Origin of the sequence: Rubrivirga marina (assembly GCF_002283365.1) — a bacterium.
Taxonomy (GTDB): domain Bacteria; phylum Bacteroidota; class Rhodothermia; order Rhodothermales; family Rubricoccaceae; genus Rubrivirga; species Rubrivirga marina.
In genome coordinates this window covers 879,838-900,354 of record NZ_MQWD01000001.1, presented here as the reverse complement: position 1 = coordinate 900,354, position 20,517 = coordinate 879,838, and the positions used below count along the sequence as shown (strand labels likewise).

The following is a 20,517-nucleotide window of genomic DNA, read 5'->3' as shown; positions in this document are numbered from 1 at the left end:
TCGCTAGTGGGAACGGATGGACCCGGGCGATTCGGCTGCGGCGGCGTGAGGTTGCGTCCGGCAGGCGAGGGCGGGCGACGGTGCGATCTTGCGGGCATGAGCAAGAGCCCCCCCGAAACGCCCGCGGACGCAGCGGCGGTCGACGCGGCGGCACCGGCCGCACTGCACGTGCCCGACGTCGTCGTGGGGTGGGTCCAGGCCGGGCCACTCGACGACACGCAGCGCGACGCGTTCAACCGGGCCCGCGCGCTCGTCCGCGAGGCGCTCCAGCGCGAGCTCCCCGGGTTCGCGTGGTCGTTCCCGTTCCTCCGCCGCCGCGACCTCGGGACGGGCGGCGCCGAGGCTGAGCCGGTCGACCTCCTCGACGCGGGCGTCACGGAGCGTCGCGTGGCCGGATGGGACTTCGCGCTCGTCGTGACCGCCACCGACCTCCGCGCCCGGTTCCGCCCGTTCGCCCTCGCGACGCCGGCGCAGGCGCTCGACACGGCCGCCCTTTCGATGGCCCGCATCGACCCGGGCGTCCGCGATTCCGGCATGACCGACGCCGAGCGCACCGAGCGGATGGGCCACCGGCTGGCCGCCCTCGCGCTCCACGCTTTCGGCCACCTCAACGGGCTCGACCACGAACTCCGCGAGGACGCCGTCATGCACGCGCCGCGCTCGCCGTCGGACCTCGACCTCTCGTCGCTCTCGTTCACCGAGCCCAACCGGTCCGAGATCGAGGCCGAGCTCCACGACGTGGCCGACCCCCGGATGGAAGAGGAGACGGCGTTCGAGCGGCTCAGTGACGCCGCCTTCGTCGTGAAGGCCGTCCTCCTCAACTGGGCCGACATCGCCGACACGGTCGTCCAGATCCGGCCCTGGCGGTTCCCGTTCCAGCTCTCGAAGCTCACGACGGCCGCGTTCTCGACGCTCGTCGTGCTCGTGATGACGGCCGAGGCGTGGGACCTCGGGACGCGCCAGCCGCTCGCGCTCGTCGGCGCCCTCTCCGCCGTCGCGATCGTCGGGACGAGCGCGTACCTCGTCCGCAAACAGGGACTCCTCGCCCGCCGTCATGGCCAGGCGCGGACCGAGCAGCAGGTGGTCCAGGCCGTCTCGATCCTCCTCGCGCTCGGCCTCGGCATGAGCACGACGTGGGGCCTCCTCTTCGGCACGACGCTCGTCCTGCGGACCCTCTTCTTCGACGCTCCGATCCTCGACGGCTGGGCCGCCTCGCTGGGGCACCCGGTCGGGCACGACGACGTGCTCGCGTTCGCCGGCTTCGTCGCCGCGCTCGGCCTCGGCGTCGGCGCGCTCGGCGGCAGCTTCGAGGACCAGACGTACTTCCGCCACGTGGCCTACGTGGACGAGGAGACGTGAGCGGGGCACTCGGCATGAGCGGGAGGGCCTGGGGCCGGGCCGCGACCCTCGGCTTGTGGACCGTGGCGCTGGCCGCCTGCGGCGGTGACGGCGCCCAGACGGCCGGCCCCTTCCGCGACGACGGCGTCTCGACGGCCGGCTCGTTCGACGACTCGGCCCGCCTCGGCACCGAGGCGGACGCCCCCGCGGCGGTCGACGGCGGCCTCTTCCCCGGCCTCGGCGCCGAGGCGCTGGCGGCGGCGATCGACCGCGACTACTCCCCCACCGGGACGCTCGGCTACACGCGTGCCCGCGACGTCCTCTACGCGCACGAGCAGGAGACGACCGGCACGCTCTGTGGCGTCTACTCGGCCTACTGCGTGACGCTGCCCCCGGGCGACCCGTCGGCCGAGGCGATGCGGCTCGAGATCAACGCCGAGCACGTCTGGCCGCAGTCGATGGGCGCGCGCACCGAGCCGCTCAAGAGCGACCTCCACCACCTGTTTCCGGCCCGCCAGACCGTCAACTCGTCGCGTGGCAACCTCCCGTTCGGCGAGATCGACGACGAGGACTCCGACGCGTGGTACCTCCGCGACCAGAGCCAGTCGCGCCCGCCCGACGCCGAGCGCGACGCCTGGGCCGAGCGCGGCGCCGGCCGCTTCGAGCCGCCCGAACCGAAGAAAGGAGACGTGGCGAGGGCCGTGTTCTACGTCGCGGCCGTCTACCCCGAGCTCGCGGAGCCCAGCTTCTTCCGCGCCATGGAGGCCGACCTCTTGACCTGGAACCGCCTCGACCCGCCCGACGCCGGGGAGCGCGCCCGGAGCGCCTGGGTCGCCTCGCTCCAGGGAACGGAGAACCCGTTCGTCCTCGACCCGTCGCTGGCGGACCGGCTCTGGGGCGGGGGAGGGCAGACCCCGACCGGCGGATCCCAACTCGGTGCCTCGGCTCCCCCCGCCTCGGCGCCGAGGCCGGGCGAGTCGAGGGGTCCGCTCCGGATCACCGAGATCCACTACGACAACGCAGGCGAGGACGCCGGCGAAGGGGTTGAGGTGGCCGGCCCGCCCGGCACGTCGCTCGACGGCTGGCGGCTCGTCCTCTACAACGGGAACGGCGGACGGGTCTACGACGAGGTCGCGCTGGCCGGCGCCCTGCCCGCCTCGGGCGCGGTGTGGGCCGACACGCCCGGCCTCCAGAACGGCTCGCCCGACGGCGTCGCGCTCGTCGGGCCGGACGGCGCCGTCGCCGAGCTCCTCAGCTACGAGGGCGCGTTCGAGGGCACGGACGGCCCGGCCTTCGGCCTCCGCTCGATGGACCTCGGCGCGGCCGAAGGGCCGGACACGCCGCGCGGGCAGTCGCTCCAGCGGACCGCCGGCGGCTGGCGGCTCGCCCCGGCGACGCCCGGCCGCTGAGGCTACTGCGGCAGGTACGGCTCCGGCACCGGCGGGGCGTCTCGCCGCCCGTCGAACATCCACGACACGATCCACCAGCGCGCCCCGTCGTGGACCAGTTGGATGCTGTTCACGCCCTGCCCGCCGACGGGGCCGTCCGCCGCCTGCCGCCACTCGTACGTGCTCCAGACGTGGGCGACGGCGCCGTGCCGCTCGACCCGCCGCGCGATCTCGTGCTCGAAAAAGCCCGCCTCCGCGATCCCGCCGCTCCGGGCGTGGTAGCCGGCGAGGTCGGTCGCCTCCAGCGTCGTCGCGCCGTCGGCGTCGGTGCCGGGGATCAGGATGAGGGCGTCCGGGTGGTGGAGCGTGCTGTCGCGGGCCCAGTCGCGCGGCTGGCCCGCCGGGCCGGAGACGACCTCGTAGTAGGCCGCGACGATGCCGTCGAGCGTCGACACGTCGGCGGGGTCGGCGGCGGGCTGGCGTGCGCCGACCTGCGGTTGGGCCGAGACGGCCGGGAGCAGGAGGGCGAGGGCGAGAAGGCGCATGGGCTGGCGGGAGTCAGGGGGGAGAAGATGCCTCTCGGAGAGGGCGGCCTCCAAGGGCTGCTCGCCACGGCGGCGCGCCGGCACGGGGCTCACGGCGTGCGGGGCACGGCCTTGAGCGTGATCGAGCCCGGTCCGCGCCCGGACGGCGAGGGCGCCGGCGGCGGAGCGGGCACCGCCTCGGGCGCGGGCTCGGCGACGGTGAAGTATTTCTCCTCGTGGAGGTGCGCTGGATCGACGCCCGCCCGGCGGAGGACGCCGAGCGCGGTCTCGATCATGTTGGGGTTGCCGCAGGCGTAGCCGGCGACCTCGCCCGCCGGCCACCCGAGGCCGTCGAGGTGCTTGCGGAGGACGTCCTCGACCCGGCCGACCTCGCCCGCCCACTCGGGGTCCTCCCACGGCCGGCTCACGGTCGGGACACACGTGACCCAGCCGCCCTCGGCGCACAGCATCAGCTCGTCGCGGTACGGGCCGTGCTCGACCGACCGGCTCGCGCCGTGGACGACCAGGAACCGGTGGTCGGGCACCTCGGCACCGGCATCGCGCGCGGCGGCGTGGGCCCGGATCATCGACAGGAACGGGGCGATGCCGGTCACGGTGCACGCCATGACATGGCGCGTCCGCTCGGCGTCGAGGAGGAACTGCCCGACGACCTTCTTCCGGACCCACACGACGTCGCCCGCGCGGAGCCGCCACAGGTCGGGCGTCAGCGCCCCGTCGTGGACGAGCTCGACGACGAGCTCGACCAGGGCTTCGTGCGGTGCGGAGACGACGGAGTAGGCCCGCTTGACGGGCCGGCCGGCGTCGCCCGGCGCGGCGAGCGTGACGTACTGGCCGGGCCGGAACGCGAGCGGCTCCGGCGGACGGAGCCAGAAGACAGCGAGGTCGTCCGTGACGTCGAGGCGTCGCTCGACGGTCGCCGCGAGGTAGCCGGGAGGCGGGGCGTCCATGCCGCAACGTAGGGCACGGCGCGTCGTCTCGATCCGCCCGCCTCGGGAGAGTTGCCGAGGCGGGCGGGGTCGGTCAGCCCTTCGGCCGGAGCGTGACCACTGGGAGGAGGCACTCCTCCATCGTCACGCCGCCGTGCTGGAACGTGTCGCGGTACTGGTTCACGTACCGGTTGTAGTTCGTCGGGTAGACGAAGTACGAGTCGCCCTTGGCGAAGATGTAGTTCTCGTTGATGCCCAGCCGCGGCAGGCCGTAGGTCTCCGGCTCCTTGACGAAGATGGCGTCGTCGCCGTCGACCTTGAGGTTCCGGCCGTGCTTGTAGCGGAGGCTCGTGGACGTCTCGCGGTCGCCGATCACCTTCGTGGGGTGGAGCGCGCGGACGGCGCCGTGGTCGGTGCTCACGACGATCGTGCAGTCGTGGCGGGCGAACTCCTGGAGCGCCGCCAGCAGCCAGCTGTGCTCGAACCACGCGCCCGTGAGCGCGCGGTAGGCCGGCACGTCCGGCGCGATCTCCTTGAGGATCTTCGTGTCGCTCCGCGAGTGGGCCAGGATGTCGACGAAGTTGACGACGACGGCCGAGAGGTCGTGCTGGAGGTAGTCCGCCACGCGGTCGGCGAAAGACACGCCGTCGGCCTGGCTGATGAGCTTGTCGTAGCGGAGGCGGACGTCGCCGCGGTGCTTCCGGTCGAGGAGGTCTTGGAGGTACTCGTCCTCGTGCGCGTTGAGCGACGACTCGTCCTGGCGCTCGTCGACGGTGTAGCTCTGGAACCGCTTGGCGAGGTCGATGGGGAGCATCCCGCCGAAGATGGCGTTGCGCGAGAACGGCGTGGCCGTCGGGAGCAGCCCGAAGTGCCAGTCGCGCTCGACGTCGTAGAGCCCGTGGAGGTGGCGCTCGAAGAGGAGCCACTGGTCGTACCGCATGCAGTCGACCAGCAAGAACACGACGGGCCGCTCGGGCTTCTTGCCGACGTCGCCGAGGTGGGGGAGAACCTTGCTCGGGAGCAGCTCGTGGCTCAGCGTCGGTCGGTCGCGGCGCGGCTTCTCGCCGGCGCGGGCCTCCTCGATCCAGCGCGGGTAGCGGTCCTCGACGAACCCGGCGAAGCGGTCGTTGGCCTCGCGGTACTGGTCATCGAGGATCTGGCGGACGCCCTCGTCGGCGCCTTCGAGGTCGAGGTCGTGGCGGACGAGCTGCTCGTAGACCTCGGTCCACTCGGTCGCGTCGAGGTCGCCGCCGATCCGGGCGGAGAGCTGGCCGAAGCCCTGGAGGTAGTCGCGCTGGACGGCCTCGCCGCGGATCTGGGCGCCCTGGAGGATCTTCTTGACCGAGAGCAGGATCTGCTTCGGGTTGACCGGCTTGATGAGGTAGTCGGCGATCTGGCGGCCGATCGCGTCCTCCATGATGTGCTCCTCCTCGCTCTTCGTGATCATCACGACGGGCGTTTCGGGGCGGGCCCCCTTGATCTCCTGGAGCGCGTCGAGCCCGCCGAGGCCGGGCATCTGCTCGTCGAGAAAGACGACGTCGTACCCGCCGCCCGCCTTCACACGGTCGACGGCGTCGGCGCCGTTCGACACCGTATCGACGGCGTAGCCCTTGGCTTCGAGGAAGAGGACGTGGGGCTTGAGGAGGTCGATCTCGTCGTCGGCCCAGAGGATGCGGGGCATGCGGCTGGCAGAGGTGAAGGGCGTAGCGACGAGCGAGAGGCGCGGGGGCAGTGTGGGGGCTCAACGCCGCAACCGCCGGGAGAGTGCCCGGCCCCCACGAGTCCGCCCGCCTCGCTGTCGAGGCGGGCGGGGTCGGCAGGTCAGGCCGGCGCGCCGGCCGTGCGGACGACACCGAGGTGGACCGGCGTCGGCTGGCGGAGGTTGTCGGAGATGGGGCACCGTTCCTCGACCGTCCGCACCCACCGCTCGAGCGCGGCCTCGTCGGCGTCGGCGTCGACGTGGAGCGCGACCTCGATGTGCTGGAAGCCGGCGCGGGCCTCGGTGTCCTGGCCGAACAGGCGGGCCGGGTCGAGCGGGCCCGACACCTCGACGTCGAGCGATCGGATCGTGAGCCCCTGCTCCTGGGCCACGAGGTGCCCGACGACGTTGAGGCAGCCGGCGAACCCGGCCAGGAGGTACTCGACGGGGTTGGCGCCGAGGTCGTCGCCGCCGAGCGACGGCGGCTCGTCGACGACGAGGGAGAAGTCGCGGGCGCGGACGGTCGTGCGCGCGGCGGTGTCGGCCGTCCCGCGGACGGCGAAGGTGAGGAGGTCGGACATCGGTCGGGCCCTCGCGGGCGGTGTGGGGTGAAGGCGACGCCTCCGATCCTGACCGACTCGATGACCGCTCCCGTATCAAACGACAGCGCCCACGCTCGGCCGGGAGCGCAGGCGCCAAAAATGACGGGGCCGGTCGGCCCTTACCCGCGCAGCCCCGGGGGGGCCATCATCCCACGACACATCATCGCCATGCCGGCCGCGAGGCGGTCGGTCGTGGAGGCGATGAGAGCAGCGGGGCGGGTCATGAGGCAAGGCTACGCCGGGCACCAGCCGTCACGACCGAGCAGATTTGGTGAAGCCACTGTCCGACTCCGCCCGCCTCGACGTCGAGGCGGGCGGAGTCGGAGGCGACGTCTGGCGCGATCTTCCGGGGCCCCGGCGCACGTAACAGATGCGCCGGGGCCCCGTTGTGTGTGCTCCGCGCGCCGCCGCCCGTGACGCGGCCGGCGCCTCCCGACTCTCGCTCCTTACCCCATGAGCTTCCGATCCCTCGTCCTCGGCGCCCTCGCGCTGGCCGCGCCGGCCGCCCTCGCCCAGGACGCCCCGCCCGAGAACTGGCACCTCCTCGACCGCGACGCCGACGGCGTCGCCGGCATCAGCCTCGACGCGGCCTACGCGGCCCTCGGCGACCGCGCGCCCTCCGAGGTCGTCGTCGCCATCATCGACTCCGGCGTCGACGTCACGCACCCGGACCTCGTGCCGGTCCTCTGGACGAACGATGACGAGGTCGCCGGCAACGGCGTCGACGACGACGGCAACGGCTACGTCGACGACGTCCACGGGTGGAGCTTCCTCGGGGGCGCCGACGGCGAGAACGTCGAGCACGACACGTACGAGCTCGCCCGCCTCGTGGCGCTCTGCCGCGCCGGCACGCCGGACGCGACCTACTCCGACTGCGACACGCTCGAGGCCGCGCTCGAAGAGGAACGCCGGCCGCTCGCCCAGCAGGCCGTCCAGCTCGGCCCGCTCCTCACGACCGCCCGCGCCGAGGACGCCCGGATGCGCGAGAAGCACGGCGACGACTACACCCTCAGCGACGCCGACGAAGACGACGACGTCCGCGCGCTGTCCTTCCTCGCCCAGCAGGGCGCCAGCCTCTCCGACCTCGAGGACTTTGCCGAGAGCATCGAGAGCCGGCTCGAGTATGGGCTCAACCCCGACTACGACCCGCGTGGCGTCGTGGGCGACGACTACGCCGACGTCGCGGAGCGGCTCTACGGCAACGCCGACGTGGCCGGGCCGGACCCGAACCACGGCACAGGCGTGGCCGGCCTCGTGGCCGCCGCGCGCGGCAACGACCTCGGCATCGACGGCATCGCACCGGCCCGGATCATGGTGCTCCGCGCCGTGCCCGGCGGTGACGAGCGCGACAAGGACGTCGCCAACGCCATCCGCTACGCCGTCGACAACGGCGCCGACGTCGTCAACATGAGCTTCGGCAAGGCCTACTCGCCCCAGAAGGCGGCCGTCGACGCGGCCGTGGCCTACGCCGTCGAGAACGGCGTCCTGCTCGTCCACGCCGCTGGCAACTCGGGCGAGGACATCGATGTCGAGGACAACTACCCGACGCGGACGCTCCTCGACGGGACGGTCTCGGGCGGCTGGCTCGAGGTCGGCGCGAGCACGCCCAGCGACGCGGCCCTCGCGGCCAGCTTCTCGAACTACGGCCAGACGGGTGTCGACCTGTTCGCGCCGGGTGAGGGCGTGACGTCGCTCAAGCCGGGGGGCGGGATCCAGACGGCCAACGGGACGAGCTTCGCCTCGCCGATCGTGGCGGGCGTCGCGGCGCTCGTGATGGCCTACTTCCCCGAACTCTCGGCCGAAGACGTCCGCCAGATCCTCCTCGACTCGGTCACGCCGTACGAGGTGGAGGCCACGCGGCCGGGCGCCGACGAGGCCGTGCCCTTTACGACGCTCTCCGTGACCGGCGGCGTCGTCAACGCAGCGGCGGCGGTCCAGTTGGCGGCCCAGCGGTCGGGCGCCTCCATGCCGGCCCGCCGCAGCGAGTAACTCCGCCTCGGCGAACCGCTCGTCAGGGCCGGCTCCGTCGTGGGGCCGGCCCTGATTCGTTTCGGGCCGCGGACCTCCGACCGTGCGCGCCGGGTCCGAGGGGCGAACTCTCACACCCACCATGCCGGCATACAGCACAGGCGACAAGGTCCAATGGAATTGGGGCGACGGCACCGGGACGGGCACCGTCCAGGAGTCGTTCACCGATCGGGTCACCCGGACTCTCCAGGGCACCGAGGTCACCCGCGACGCCGACGATGACAACCCTGCCTACCTCGTCGAACAGGACGACGGCGACCACGTCCTGAAGTCCGAGAGCGAGCTCTCGAAGGCATGAGCGCGCCGACCTCCGTCCTCGCCGCCGCGCTCGGTTGGGCCTCGGGCATGCGCAGCATGATGCCGCTCGCCGTCCTCTCCCGGACGCTCGCCGGGTCGACGCCCCGCATCCCGCAGCTCGCCCGCCGCCGCCGCCAGCCGGCCGCCGCGCTAGGCTCCGACCGCGCGGCGTCGCTTCTCCCGCTGGCCGCAGCCGGCGAGCTCATCGGCGACAAGCTCCCGATCACGCCGGCCCGAACGGACGTCGCGCCGCTCCTCGGCCGGATCGGGTCGGGCGCGCTCGCCGGGGCCGCCGTCGCCGCCGTCCGCCGCCAGAACCCGATTCTCCCCGCGCTCGTCGGTGCCGCCAGCGCGGCCGGCTCCTCGTTCGCGATGATGGAGTTGCGGAAGCGGGCCGGCGAACAGTTCGACCTGCCGGACCCGGCGGTCGCCATCGTCGAGGACGCACTCGCCATCGGGATCAGCGTGATCGCGGCACGCGACGCCGTCGGCTAGCCACCTCCGCCTCGGCGCCGAGGCGGAAGGAGTCGGAAGGCACGACAGACGAGCGCCCGGCCTCCGAAGAAGCCGGGCGCTCGGTGTATCGGCTGGACCAGGGGCTTAGTCGTTCCCGTCGCCCTCGCTACCCGTGATGAACTGGCCGGCGATGCCGAGCACCGTGTCCATGTCGAGGGGCTCGTCGAAGGCCGCCGAGATCTCCGTGGCGGAGTAGCCCGAGAGCGCGGTCGTCAGCTGGACGCCACCCTGGGTCGTGTTGCCCTCGGCGGGGAACTGCGACGCGGGGGAGCCAGCGCCGTAGACGGGCGCGATGGGGGCCGGCGCGTCGGGCTGACTGTTCGGGATCCACCCCTGGGCGGCCGGGCTCTGGCTGAGCCGGCGGATCGCCGCGGCGTGGCGGGCCTCGACCGAGTGGATCTGGAGCGCGGCCTGGAGGTAGGCCGGCGTCGAGATCGCGGCGGCCTGCCCCTTGTAGGCGCGGACGCCCGTGTCCTCGAGGCCCTGCGCGAGCGCGGCGATGCCGGCAAACGAGGTCACGAAGTCGCCGAACGCGAAGTCGCTGTCGGTGTAGTCGACGGGGTTGGCGCCGGCGCCCTCAAGCGCGCCGCGGAGGAAGTCGACGTGCGCGGCCTCGTCGTCGTAGATCGTCTGGAACAGCGGGCGGACGTCACCCGGGATCGTGCCCGAGTCGAGGGCCTGCCGATAGAACGAGCGCTCGAGGTATTCGAGGGTGAGCGCGTAGTTCAAGATGGCGACGTCGCCGCTGCCGGACTGCGCGCGGGCCACGCCCGGCTTGAGAAACGGGACGGACGCGAGCGCGGCGCCGAGGCCGAGCTTGCCGACGGTGCCGAGGGCATTGCGGCGCGACTGCACGGCCGTCTCTGTGTCGAAGAAGGTGAGGAGGGAGTTCATCGGAGGGGGAATCGGAAGGGAGCCCACAGAGCGCGGGCGATGGACGGCGAGCGGGCGCGCTAGACCGTGGGGACGTTGGTCAGGGCGATGTCGTCCTGGATGTAGGCACCGGCGGCGGCGAGCACGGCGCTCGGCTCCAGCGCCTTGTCGAGCCCGTTCGCGTCGATCTGGCCGCTGGCGGCGATCGAGTTCGGCGTGATGAGGCCGGCGATGACCGAGGCGTGGCGGGCCTCGACGGACACGATCTTGCCCGCGAGCGTGAGGTAGGCAGCGCTCTGGATGTACTTGCCGGCGCCGTTGTACGCACTCACCCCGAGGTCCTCGAACGTCTGCGCGACGGCGAGCACGTTGCTCCGGTCGGAGAAGTCGATCGACGAGAAGTCCGGCGTGAGGTCCGGGATCGGGTTGCCGCCGGCGCCCATGATCGCGGCCTCGAAAAAGTCGCGGTGGATCGCCTCGTGGGCGGCGAGGTCCTGGAAGATGGCCCGCTCGTCGGCGTTGAACGTCGCGTTGAACGCGGCGTCACCGATGACGGTGGCGTAGAAGCCGGCCTCGAGCTGCTCAAGGGCGTAGGCGTAGTTCAGCACGCCGAAGTCGTTGGCGAAGTTGAGCGTGACGACGTCGCCGTCGATGGGGTCGTCGGAGTCGCAGGCCTGGAGCGAGACGGCCGCCGCCGCGGCGCCCAGCCCGAAGCCGGCCCGCTTGAAGAAGTCGCGCCGGCTGGTGGCGGCCGAGGCGTCCTTGAGGAGAGTGGAGGACATGGAGGGGGAGGGGGACAGGGAGGAGCGATGCAGCGGGGCTGCGTGGTGTTCGTCCAACCGTCACCTCCGCGGCATATGTCCGCCCCGGACCCCATCTGCGCACTGGTCCTACAGGACAGTCATCCCATTCCCTATGCCGTTCGCGGACGCTTCACAACACGGACGAGAGCGGATGGAGTCTCCGCCCCGGTCTCCAACTCGGGGTCGTTCATTCCACGTCCCGGAGCCCCCTTCGGACCGCCGGATCGGTTCCCGAACCGGCCCGGCCTCCAGCCCTCAGAGCGGGCGGCTCACCCCGCCTCGGCGTCGAGGCGGAGGTCCTGGGCGCGGAGCTGGAGCGTCGTCCGCCCGTTCCACGTGTTCTCGTCGACCTGGAAGGCGAGCTCGAGGGGTCGGCCCCGGCGGACGCTCGTGAGCGCGGCGTCGTACCGGTCCGCCAGCCCGAAGCCGATGACGGAGAACGTCGGCCCGCCGTCGATCTGGGCCACGCGCATCCGAAGGTGCTGCTTCTGCGCGCCGACACACGACGGCTGGCCAACGACCTTCAGGCCGCGGCCCCAGAACGTCGGTCGGAGGTTGTCGGGGCCGTGCGGGCCGAACTGCTTGAGCACGCTCCAGAAGCGGGGCGTGACCTCGGCGAGGTGGAGGGGCGCGTCGATCTCGACCTCGGGGATGAGGTCGTCGGTGTCGGCGACGGCGAGGCCGACGGCCTCTTGGAGCCGGTCGCGGAGCGTGTCGACGCGCTCGATGGGGAGCGCGAGGCCCGCCGCGAAGGCGTGCCCGCCGAACCGGTCGAGGAGGTCGGAGCAGTGCGAGAGCGCCTCGTAGATCGAGATTCCCTTGACCGATCGCGCCGAGCCCTTCGCCGTGCTCGCGACGCCGTTCGACGTGAGGAGGACCGTCGGCCGGTGGAACTGCTCGGCCACGCGGCTCGCGGTGATGCCGATGACGCCGGGGTGCCAGCCGGGCTTGTAGACGACGAGCGCGAGCGGGTCGTCCTGCATCTGCCGCTCGGCGATCTCGAACGCCTCGTCGCGCGTCTGGCGGTCGAGCTCGCGGCGGCGGAGGTTGAGGGCCTCGATGGCGTCGACGAGGCGGCGGGCCTGGTCGGGGTCGGTCGAGGCGAGGAGCTCGGCGGCCACGCTCGCGTCGTCGATCCGGCCGGCGGCGTTGATCCGCGGGCCGATCTGGAACACCATCTTCGACGACGTGCACGCGTTGAGGTCCACGTTCGCGCGCTCCGCCAGGGCCACGATCCCGACGCGGGGGGCGTCGCACAGCTGCTTCAGTCCGGCCCGCATCAGCACGCGGTTCTCGCCCACCATCGGGACGATGTCGCAGGCGGTGCTCACGGCGACGAGGTCGAGGTACGGCCACGCCTCCTCCTCCGGCAGGCCCAGCTCCGCGATGACGGCTTGGATCAGCTTGAACCCGACGCCGCAGCCGCTGAGCCCGTCGAACGGGTACTCGCAGTCGAGGCGCTTCGGGTCGAGGACCGCCGCGGCGGCCGGCAGCACGTCGCCCGGCGTGTGGTGGTCGCAGATGACCATCTCGATCCCCTTCGACGACGCGTAGGCCACCTCGTCGACGGCCGTGATGCCGCAGTCGAGGGCGACGATGAGCGTGGCTCCGCGCTCGGCGGCGATGTCGATGCCGGCCTCGCTGATGCCGTACCCGTGCTCGAACCGGTTGGGGATGAAGAAGCTGACCTCCAGGCCCTGGCTTTGGAGGAACGTCGTCATCATCGCCGTCGACGTCGTCCCGTCGACGTCGTAGTCGCCGTAAACCAGGACGCGCTCCTGCCCCCAGATGGCGGCGGCGACGCGGGCGACGGCCCGGTCCATGTCGCGCATCCGGTGGGGGTCGTGGAGGCGCGAGAGCGACGGCCGGAAAAACGTGTGCGCGTCGTCGAAGCTGCGGACGCCACGGAGAGCGAGCGAGCGAGCGAGGGCGTGCGGGAGCTTGTTCAGGTCGGCCGCGAGGGCGTCGACGAGGAGCTCGTCCTCAACCGGGCGGAGGGTCCAGCGTGTGTCGGGGGCGGCGGTCTCCACGTCGGAGACCCCGGCCGGGGTAGCGTCGGGCATATCGGTGCGATCATCGTTCTGTGACCGCGAAGATACTCGGCGCTAGGGGATCTCCCTGATCCCGACGAAGCCGAGCATCCGACCCGGCGTCCCGCCCTCGGCCCGGTACGAGTAAAACCGGTCGTCGCCGACGGTACAGCTCCCGTCCACCTCGACGTCCGAGACGCCCGCCTCGGCGAGCTGGCGAACGAGGTCGGCGCGGAGGTCGACGTGGGGGCGCGGCCACTCCGCCCGTCGGACGACGACCGCGTCGTCGAACTGGGCCGCCACCTCCTCGCCGACCTCGAACGCCTCGGCCGAGATGCACGGGGCGAGGTAGGCCCGAGTCCGCTCCGGCTCGGCGCCGAGGCCCGTCATCGCTCGCACTGTTTGGTCGACGATTCCGGCGACGGTCCCGCGCCACCCGCTGTGACACGCGCCGACGACGCCGGCCTCGGCATCGGCCAGCAGCACGAGCGCGCAGTCCGCCGCGACGACGCTCAGCACGAGACCGGCCCGGTCGGTGACGAGTCCGTCGTGAGCGTTCACATGCCGGGCCTCGCGAACGACTGCCACGTCGGCCCCATGGACCTGGCCGACGGATGCGACGGGCATCCCCAGCGTCTCCCCGAGGCGGGCGCGGGCGTCGTCGAGCGAGTCGGTCTCGGGTGAGAAGGCGCGCGTCGTGAACCCGGCGACGAGGCGACCGTCGGCCATGTCCGGGTGGAGGATGGCGTCGGTCATGCGTCTTGTCCGAGGGCTGTAAGGGCCGCCGCTCGGGCGACGGCAAGCGGAACGTCGCGGCCGGTCCACTGGCGATAGGCGTCGGCAGCCTGGCCGAGGAGCATCGGGAGGCCGCCGATGGAGATCGCGCCGTTCGCTTCAGCCGCCGCTAGCAGCGGAGTCCGTGCCGGTCGATAGACGAGATCGTAGACGACCTGCCCGCCGCGAAAGTCGGTGTCGTTGGGCCACGGTGCCCGTCCATCGCCCATCCCCAGCGGCGTCGCGTTGACGACGAGCGCGGCGTCACGGACGCTCTGTGTGGCGTCGGCGGGTGTCGACACTCGCAGCTCCGTCTCGCCCACCGCATCGCTGAGATCATCCGCCAGGCCCTCGGCCTGCTCCGGCCGCCGTGCCACGATCGTCACGGTTCTCGCGCCCAGGCCAACCGCAGCGCCGTAGACCACCGCCCGCGCCGCCCCTCCCGCGCCGAACACCACGACGCTCGCATCGGCCAGCTCCCGGCGATGCTCGACAAGCGGCGCGAGGAAGCCCGCGACATCGGTGTTGTCCGCCTTCCACCCACTGTCGGTCCGGATCAGCGTGTTCGCGGCCCCGAGCGCGCGAGCCGTCGGGGTCGCCTCGGCGGCGAACGCGAGCGCGTCACGTTTGTGAGGGATCGTGACGTTCGCGCCGCGCGCGCCGAGCCCCCAGAGCCCATCCATCGCCGTCGCCAGTCGGTCCGCCTCGACGGCGCAAGCGAGGTAGACGAGATCGAGTCCCTGTTCCGCAAACGCCGCGTTGTGGAGCGTCGGCGACAGCGAATGCCCGACCGGATCGCCGAGCAGCACGACGAGCCCCGTCGAGGCTCCGATCCGCTGGCGGCCGTCGCTGGACATGGCCCCCTCCTCCGTGGGAGCTCTGCCCATTTCTTCTCCCCGCTACGCCCGCTCGTCTCCTGCGGCGCCCCGACCGAGGCCGCCGGCGCCGGGTCGCGCGTCCCCGCCCATCAGATCTGGGTAGGCGCGGCGAATCTCCTCGGCCCGCGACGGGTCCAGCTCCGCTGCGCGGCGGAACGAACGGACCGCGTTCTCGCGCTGCCCGATGGACGCGAGCGCCCAGGCCTGGCGGAGGTGCGCCTCCGACGAGGTCGGATCGAGACGCACGACCTGCGAGAAGGCGTCCAAGGCTTCGAGCCGCAGGCCGGCCTCGAGCCGCGTCTCGGCGAGGTCAAGCCACGCGTCCTTGTTCTCCGGGTCGAGGCGGACGACATGCGTGTAGGCCCTCAGCGCCTCGGCGAGCCGTCCGGCGTTGTACTCGGTGTCGGCGCGAGCGTGCCAGTACTCGCTCTCCTCGGGCGCGAGCGCGATGGCGCGGGCGAAGGACGCGAGTGCCTCGTTGTAATGACCTTGCCCGTCGAGCGCGCAGCCCATGCCGTACCACGCGTCCGCGTAGTCCGCGTCGTCAGCGACGGCGCGGCGGAAGTACTCGACGGCGGCGGCGTAATCGCCGAGGTCGTCGTAAGCGAGGCCGAGGTTGTAGAACGTGGCCGCGTCGCCATCCTCGTACTCCAGCACCTTGAGGTAGCTGTCAGCTGCCCCCTGCGCATCGCCGAGGTTGGCGAGCGCGTTGCCCCGGTTGTACCACGCCGACGTGAACCCGTCGTCGATGGCGACCGCGAAGTCGTATGAGCTCACAGCCTCGTCGTACCGGCTGAGCCGGTTCAGAACGATGCCGCGGTTGTACCACGCGTTCTGCGCATACGGGTCGACGTCGATCTGGCGGTCGTAGGCTGTGACGCTGTCGTCGAGCCGGTCGAGTTGATCGTAGCAGAAGCCGAGCTCGTACCAGACCTCTGGGTGCTCCGGGTCGGCCTCGGCACACGCTTCGAGGGCCGAAGCCGCGTCCTCGAACTGGTCCATCTTCTCCAGCGCGATCGCGCGATTGAAGAGGGCGTCGGATGCGAACGGGTCGAATGAGAGCGCGCGCTCGAAGTCCTCCAGTGCGTCTTCAGACCGACCGATCGTGTCGAGCGTGATCCCGCGGTTAACGAGGGTCTCCGAGTCCACCGGGTTCAGTCCCAGCGCCTTGTTGTACGCCTCCAACGCCTCCTCGTGCCGATCCAAGTGGTTCAGCAGGATCCCCCGCCGCATCCAAGGATCCGAAGACCCGGGCGACCGCTCGATCTGCACGTCCACGACTTCCAGCGCGTCCGTCAGTCGCCCCGCTTCGAAGTACGTCGTAGCGATGTACTCCAAGTCGTCGACGTCGAAGAAGGCCGGCCCACCGTCGCGGAGGTGGGCTTCGTAAGCCTCGATCAGGTCGTCCGAGCGGTCACCTTCGGTGGGGTCGTCGAACTCGAAGTCGAACATTCGCGGTCGAGCCGAGGCTCTGCATCAGGTGGGGGACGAACGGGGGTCGCCCGAGGCTCCACCCCGTCGGGGCTAGTATAGCCGGCGCCCTGTCGGGATGCAATGGATGGCGAGAACCTCGCGCCGTCTTGGTCGCCCTCTTACGACATCCCGCGGGGATGTTCCACAACGCCACTTCTGACCGTCTAACGCATGTTCTTCAGCTTCGAGGGGATCGATGGATCCGGCAAATCGACCCAGGCGCGGCTCCTCGCAGGGGCGCTTCGCCAGCGCGGATTTGAGGTCGTCGAGGTCCGCGAGCCTGGCGGGACTGACTTGGGAGAACGGGTCCGTACCCTCTTGCTGGATACCGAAGCGGAGATCCGGCCTCGGTCTGAACTGCTTCTGTTTTCTGCTGCTCGGGCCCAACTCGTGGATGCTGTCGTGGCCCCCGCACTCAACAAAGGCTCGGTCGTCATCGCAGACCGGTTCTTCGACTCCTCGACCGCCTACCAAGGTTTTGGACGGGGAATGGCGGGCAAGGACTGGATGAGAGACCTCCACGCCTTCGCGACCGACGGGATCTCTCCCGTGCGAACGTATCTCGTCGATCTGCCTCCACAGATCGCCGCCGACCGGCGACAAGATCGAGCTGCGGACCGAATGGAACGCGCCGACATCGACTTCTATACGCGAGTGCGCGCCGGGTACCTGCGCCTCGCACAGGAGGACGCGGGCCGCTTCACGACGCTCGACGGAGCCGAGACCCTCGAGGTCCTCCACACGCAGATCCTGCGCGACGCCCTCTCTGTCCTCAACCGGCGCTCATAAACAAAGAGAGCCCCGCCACTCCAAGAGTGACGGGGCTCACAGGGACTTGGCGACGACCTACTCTCCCACCATGTGGCAGTACCATCGGCGCTGCGGGGCTTAACGGCTCTGTTCGGAATGGGAAGAGGTGGAACCCCCGCGCTATAGTCACCAAGAAGTCGGTGACGTGCGGATAGCCGTAGCAAAACTGCATCGGGTGGCCTGGGCGAACCCAAGCCTCTTGCAGCGAAAAGCGTTTCGAGCGTCTCGAATCATTCCATCGGTACGTACACACGTACGAGGCGGAGTGCTTCAAGCTCTAGTAGGTAATTAGTACTGCTCGGCTAAACATGTTGCCATGCGTACACCTGCAGCCTATCAACGTCCTCATCTCGAACGACCTACAAGGGAGAACTCATCTCGTGGTGGGCTTCGTGCTTAGATGCTTTCAGCGCTTATCCCTTCCCGACGTAGCTACCCAGCAATGCATCTGGCGACACAACTGGTACACTAGAGGTCAGTCCGTCTCGGTCCTCTCGTACTAAAGACAGATCCACTCAATTCTCCAACGCCCGCAGCAGATAGGGACCGAACTGTCTCACGACGTTCTGAACCCAGCTCGCGTACCGCTTTAATGGGCGAACAGCCCAACCCTTGGGACCTTCTCCAGCCCCAGGATGCGATGAGCCGACATCGAGGTGCCAAACCTCCCCGTCGATGTGAACTCTTGGGGGAGATAAGCCTGTTATCCCCGGCGTACCTTTTATCCTTTGAGCGACGGCCCTTCCATTCGGAACCGCCGGATCACTAAACCCTACTTTCGTACCTGCTCGACCTGTATGTCTCGCAGTCAAGCGCCCTTGTGCTTTTACACTCTACGCACGATTACCGACCGTGCTGAGGGCACCTTTGGGAGCCTCCGTTACAATTTAGGAGGCGACCGCCCCAGTCAAACTACCCACCTAACACTGTTCCCCAACCGGATTACGGCCGTGGGTTAGGCACTAACCAAAACGAGGGCGGTATTTCAAGGGTGGCTCCACAACGCCTGGCGACGCTGCTTCAAAGCCTCCCGCCTATCCTACACACGTTTTGGCCAATGTCAATGCTAAGCTGTAGTAAAGGTGCACGGGGTCTTTCCGTCCCGCTGCGGGTACCCGGCGTCTTCACCGGGACCACAATTTCACCGAGCGCGTGGTTGAGACAGTGTCCAACTCGTTGCACCATTCGTGCAGGTCGGAACTTACCCGACAAGGAATTTCGCTACCTTAGGACCGTTATAGTTACGGCCGCCGTTTACTGGGGCTTCAGTCGGAAGCTTCGCCACAAGGGCTAACCTCCTTCTTTAACCTTCCAGCACCGGGCAGGTGTCACTCCCTATACTTCGTCTTGCGACTTGGCAGAGAGCTGTGTTTTTGCTAAACAGTCGGTTGGACCTTTTCACTGCGGCCCTCCGAAGAGGGCGACCCTTATTGCGAACGTAGGGGTCTAATTTGCCTAGTTCCTTAACCACGCATCACTCGAGCGCCTGAGGATACTCTCCTCGCCCACCTGTGTTGGTTTACGGTACGGGCTCCCTTGACAACGTACGACGCTTTTCTCGGCAGTGTGCTTGGGGTCACTATGGGTTCACCTCTCGGATCCCCCTACTGTCGTGTTTCGGCCTTGAGGAGCAGCGGATTTGCCTACCGCTCCAGCCTACGCACTTCAACGACCCATTCCGTCGGGTCGCGGACCTTACGCTACTGCGTCACGCCTTACGTTAACGCCTTTGGGAGGTACGGGAATATTTAACCCGTTTGCCATCGCCTACGCCTTTCGGCCTCGGCTTAGGTCCCGACTAACCCTGTTCCGATTAACGTTGAACAGGAACCCTTGGGCTTACGGCGGACAGGTTACTCTCCTGTCTTATCGTTACTCATGCCTACATTTTCTCTTCCAGAAGCTCCACCATCTCTCACGAGACGGCTTCAGCGCCGCTGGAATGCTCCCCTACCACTCTACGTAGTAGAATCCGAAGCTTCGGCGCCATGCTTGATGCCCGATACATTTTCGATGCCGGACCGCTCGACTAGTGAGCTATTACGCACTCTTTAAATGAATGGCTGCTTCTAAGCCAACATCCTAGTTGTCTAAGCAGTCCGACCTCCTTTGGTCAACTTAGCATGGACTTGGGGGCCTTAGCTGTCGATCTGGGTTGTTTCCCTCTCGGACACGGATCTTATCACCCGCGCCCTCACTGCCTCTGAACATGTGTCCGGCATTCGGAGTTTGTCTGGAGTTGGTACCCGGTGAAGGGCCCGCGTCCAATCAGTGCTCTACCTCCGGCACACTATGGAGAGACGCTGTACCTAAATACATTTCGGGGAGTACGAGCTATTTCCAGGTTTGATAGGCCTTTCACCCCTACCCTCAGTTCATCGGAGCCTTTTTCAACAGACACCCGTTCGGTCCTCCACGTGGTCTTACCCACGCTTCAACCTGACCAAGGGTAGCTCACCTGGTTTCGCGTCTACCCCCACTGACTGTGCGCCCTATTCAGACTCGCTTTCGCTTCGGCTTCGGCGCTAAACGCCTTAACCTCGCCAGTGAGGAGTAACTCGTAGGCTCATTATGCAAAAGGCACGCCGTCACCCGACGAATCGGGCTCCGACTGGTTGTAAGCACACGGTTTCAGGTACTATTTCACTCGCCTACTAGGCGTTCTTTTCACCTTTCCCTCACGGTACTAGTGCACTATCGGTCACAAGAGAGTACTTAGCCTTACCAGATGGTGCTGGCAGATTCCCACAAGATTTCTCCGGTCCCGTGGTACTCAGGTGCCTGCGGTGCTGCTCGCTGTACGTCTACGGGACTATCACCCTCTGTGGTGTGGCTTTCCAGGCCACTTCGTCTTCGGCTTGCAGATCACCGTATGCAGGTCCTACAACCCCGACAGCACCGAAATGCTGTCGGTTTAGGCTGGTCCCCGTTCGCTCGCCACTACTTGGGGAGTCACTGTTGTTTTCTCTTCCTCTGGCTACTTAGATGTTTCAGTTCGCCAGGTTAGCCCCTACAGGCTATGTTTTCACCTGCAGGTAACGGGTCTTCAACCCGCTGGGTTTTCCCATTCGGAGATCGTCGGATCGCAGGGTATTTGCCCCTCCCCGACGCTTATCGCAGCTTATCACGTCCTTCATCGCCTTCTTGTGCCAAGGCATCCGCCGTGTGCTCTTGGTCGCTTGATGCGACCTCGTATGAGTCTACGTAACGATTTCTGGATCGATCCAGAGTCGCTCGATGCTTTTACTCAGCAAGACGAACCATCTGCCGACGCCCCGAAGGACTAGTCAGCGTCAGGTTCGACCCTGATGCAGTTTTGCTACGGCTATCAACACGTCAAAGAACCGTCCGGGTCACCTCCGAGGAAGATCTCCGGTCTGCCACCCGGACTCTCGTCTGCGATCGATTGAAGCGATCTCGGGTGCCAGGGAGTGGAGCCAGAGGGATTCGAACCCCCGACATCCTGCTTGCAAAGCAGGCGCTCTACCAACTGAGCTATGGCCCCGATAAGCGTGCCTGGCTACTGCGATGCAGCGC

Annotated in this window: 16 protein-coding genes, 1 tRNA gene and 2 rRNA genes; 6 read left to right on the top strand and 13 right to left on the bottom strand. The window is 68.9% G+C overall.

Annotation, left to right across the window (positions count from 1 at the left end; all coding sequences use genetic code 11):
• Positions 1–96 precede the first annotated feature (96 nt).
• Both BSZ37_RS03575 and BSZ37_RS03570 read left to right on the top strand, forming a co-directional pair.
• Complete coding sequence (locus tag BSZ37_RS03575) at positions 97–1,359, top strand: zinc metalloprotease (protein WP_095509221.1); 1,263 nt, start codon at positions 97–99, stop codon at positions 1,357–1,359.
• The gene (locus tag BSZ37_RS03570) at positions 1,356–2,747 is read left to right on the top strand and encodes an endonuclease (protein WP_095509220.1); all 1,392 of its coding nucleotides are present in this window, start codon (positions 1,356–1,358) and stop codon (positions 2,745–2,747) included. Before BSZ37_RS03575 ends, BSZ37_RS03570 begins: the two co-directional genes overlap by 4 nt.
• Positions 2,748–2,749: 2 nt before the next feature.
• Here BSZ37_RS03570 and BSZ37_RS03565 read toward each other — a convergent pair whose 3' ends face one another.
• The 4 genes from BSZ37_RS03565 to BSZ37_RS03550 form a co-directional block, all read right to left on the bottom strand.
• Positions 2,750–3,271, bottom strand: a complete 522-nt coding sequence (locus BSZ37_RS03565; RefSeq protein ID WP_095509219.1) for a hypothetical protein — start codon at positions 3,269–3,271, stop codon at positions 2,750–2,752.
• Between the two features lie 89 nt (positions 3,272–3,360).
• A complete protein-coding gene (locus tag BSZ37_RS03560; protein WP_095509218.1) occupies positions 3,361–4,218 on the bottom strand; it encodes an FAD-binding oxidoreductase in 858 nt (285 codons plus the stop codon).
• A gap of 73 nt (positions 4,219–4,291) precedes the next feature.
• Entirely contained in the window at positions 4,292–5,878 is a 1,587-nt protein-coding gene (porX, locus tag BSZ37_RS03555) for a T9SS response regulator signal transducer PorX (RefSeq protein ID WP_095509217.1), read from the bottom strand.
• A gap of 140 nt (positions 5,879–6,018) precedes the next feature.
• Positions 6,019–6,477, bottom strand: coding sequence for an OsmC family protein (locus BSZ37_RS03550; protein ID WP_095509216.1), 459 nt, complete (start codon positions 6,475–6,477; stop codon positions 6,019–6,021).
• A 474-nt stretch (positions 6,478–6,951) separates the two neighbouring features.
• Between BSZ37_RS03550 and BSZ37_RS03545 the strand changes: the two genes are divergently transcribed.
• The 3 genes from BSZ37_RS03545 (at position 6,952) to BSZ37_RS03535 (ending at position 9,318) form a co-directional block, all read left to right on the top strand.
• The gene (locus BSZ37_RS03545; RefSeq protein ID WP_095509215.1) at positions 6,952–8,487 is read left to right on the top strand and encodes a S8 family serine peptidase; all 1,536 of its coding nucleotides are present in this window, start codon (positions 6,952–6,954) and stop codon (positions 8,485–8,487) included.
• 121 nt (positions 8,488–8,608) lie between these two features.
• Positions 8,609–8,824, top strand: a complete 216-nt coding sequence (locus BSZ37_RS03540) for a hypervirulence associated TUDOR domain-containing protein (protein WP_095509214.1) — start codon at positions 8,609–8,611, stop codon at positions 8,822–8,824.
• Positions 8,821–9,318, top strand: coding sequence for a DUF4126 family protein (locus tag BSZ37_RS03535; protein ID WP_095509213.1), 498 nt, complete (start codon positions 8,821–8,823; stop codon positions 9,316–9,318). Before BSZ37_RS03540 ends, BSZ37_RS03535 begins: the two co-directional genes overlap by 4 nt.
• A gap of 105 nt (positions 9,319–9,423) precedes the next feature.
• On the opposite strand, the gene BSZ37_RS03530 is transcribed toward BSZ37_RS03535, so the two are convergent.
• The 6 genes from BSZ37_RS03530 to BSZ37_RS03505 all read right to left on the bottom strand — a co-directional run bounded on the left by BSZ37_RS03530 (position 9,424) and on the right by BSZ37_RS03505 (position 16,149).
• A complete protein-coding gene (locus BSZ37_RS03530) occupies positions 9,424–10,233 on the bottom strand; it encodes a ferritin-like domain-containing protein (RefSeq protein ID WP_095509212.1) in 810 nt (269 codons plus the stop codon).
• 59 nt (positions 10,234–10,292) lie between these two features.
• Positions 10,293–10,994, bottom strand: coding sequence for a ferritin-like domain-containing protein (locus BSZ37_RS03525; RefSeq protein ID WP_095509211.1), 702 nt, complete (start codon positions 10,992–10,994; stop codon positions 10,293–10,295).
• 290 nt (positions 10,995–11,284) lie between these two features.
• Entirely contained in the window at positions 11,285–13,078 is a 1,794-nt protein-coding gene (gene recJ, locus BSZ37_RS03520) for a single-stranded-DNA-specific exonuclease RecJ (protein ID WP_095509210.1), read from the bottom strand.
• A 42-nt stretch (positions 13,079–13,120) separates the two neighbouring features.
• A complete protein-coding gene (locus BSZ37_RS03515) occupies positions 13,121–13,801 on the bottom strand; it encodes a purine nucleoside phosphorylase YfiH/LACC1 family protein (RefSeq protein ID WP_095509209.1) in 681 nt (226 codons plus the stop codon).
• The gene (locus BSZ37_RS03510) at positions 13,798–14,676 is read right to left on the bottom strand and encodes a shikimate dehydrogenase (RefSeq protein ID WP_095509208.1); all 879 of its coding nucleotides are present in this window, start codon (positions 14,674–14,676) and stop codon (positions 13,798–13,800) included. Before BSZ37_RS03510 ends, BSZ37_RS03515 begins: the two co-directional genes overlap by 4 nt.
• A 42-nt stretch (positions 14,677–14,718) precedes the next feature.
• Positions 14,719–16,149 carry a tetratricopeptide repeat protein gene (locus BSZ37_RS03505; RefSeq protein WP_095509207.1) on the bottom strand — a complete coding sequence of 477 codons (1,431 nt, stop codon included), beginning with the start codon at positions 16,147–16,149 and terminating at the stop codon, positions 14,719–14,721.
• 192 nt (positions 16,150–16,341) lie between these two features.
• Between BSZ37_RS03505 and tmk the strand changes: the two genes are divergently transcribed.
• Positions 16,342–16,959, top strand: a complete 618-nt coding sequence (gene tmk / locus BSZ37_RS03500; RefSeq protein WP_095509206.1) for a dTMP kinase — start codon at positions 16,342–16,344, stop codon at positions 16,957–16,959.
• A 44-nt stretch (positions 16,960–17,003) separates the two neighbouring features.
• On the opposite strand, the gene rrf is transcribed toward tmk, so the two are convergent.
• The 3 genes from rrf to BSZ37_RS03485 all read right to left on the bottom strand — a co-directional run bounded on the left by rrf (position 17,004) and on the right by BSZ37_RS03485 (position 20,485).
• A 5S ribosomal RNA gene (gene rrf / locus BSZ37_RS03495) occupies positions 17,004–17,114 on the bottom strand.
• A 132-nt stretch (positions 17,115–17,246) separates the two neighbouring features.
• A 23S ribosomal RNA gene (locus tag BSZ37_RS03490) occupies positions 17,247–20,165 on the bottom strand.
• Between the two features lie 247 nt (positions 20,166–20,412).
• Positions 20,413–20,485, bottom strand: a tRNA-Ala gene (locus BSZ37_RS03485).
• Positions 20,486–20,517: the final 32 nt, after the last annotated feature.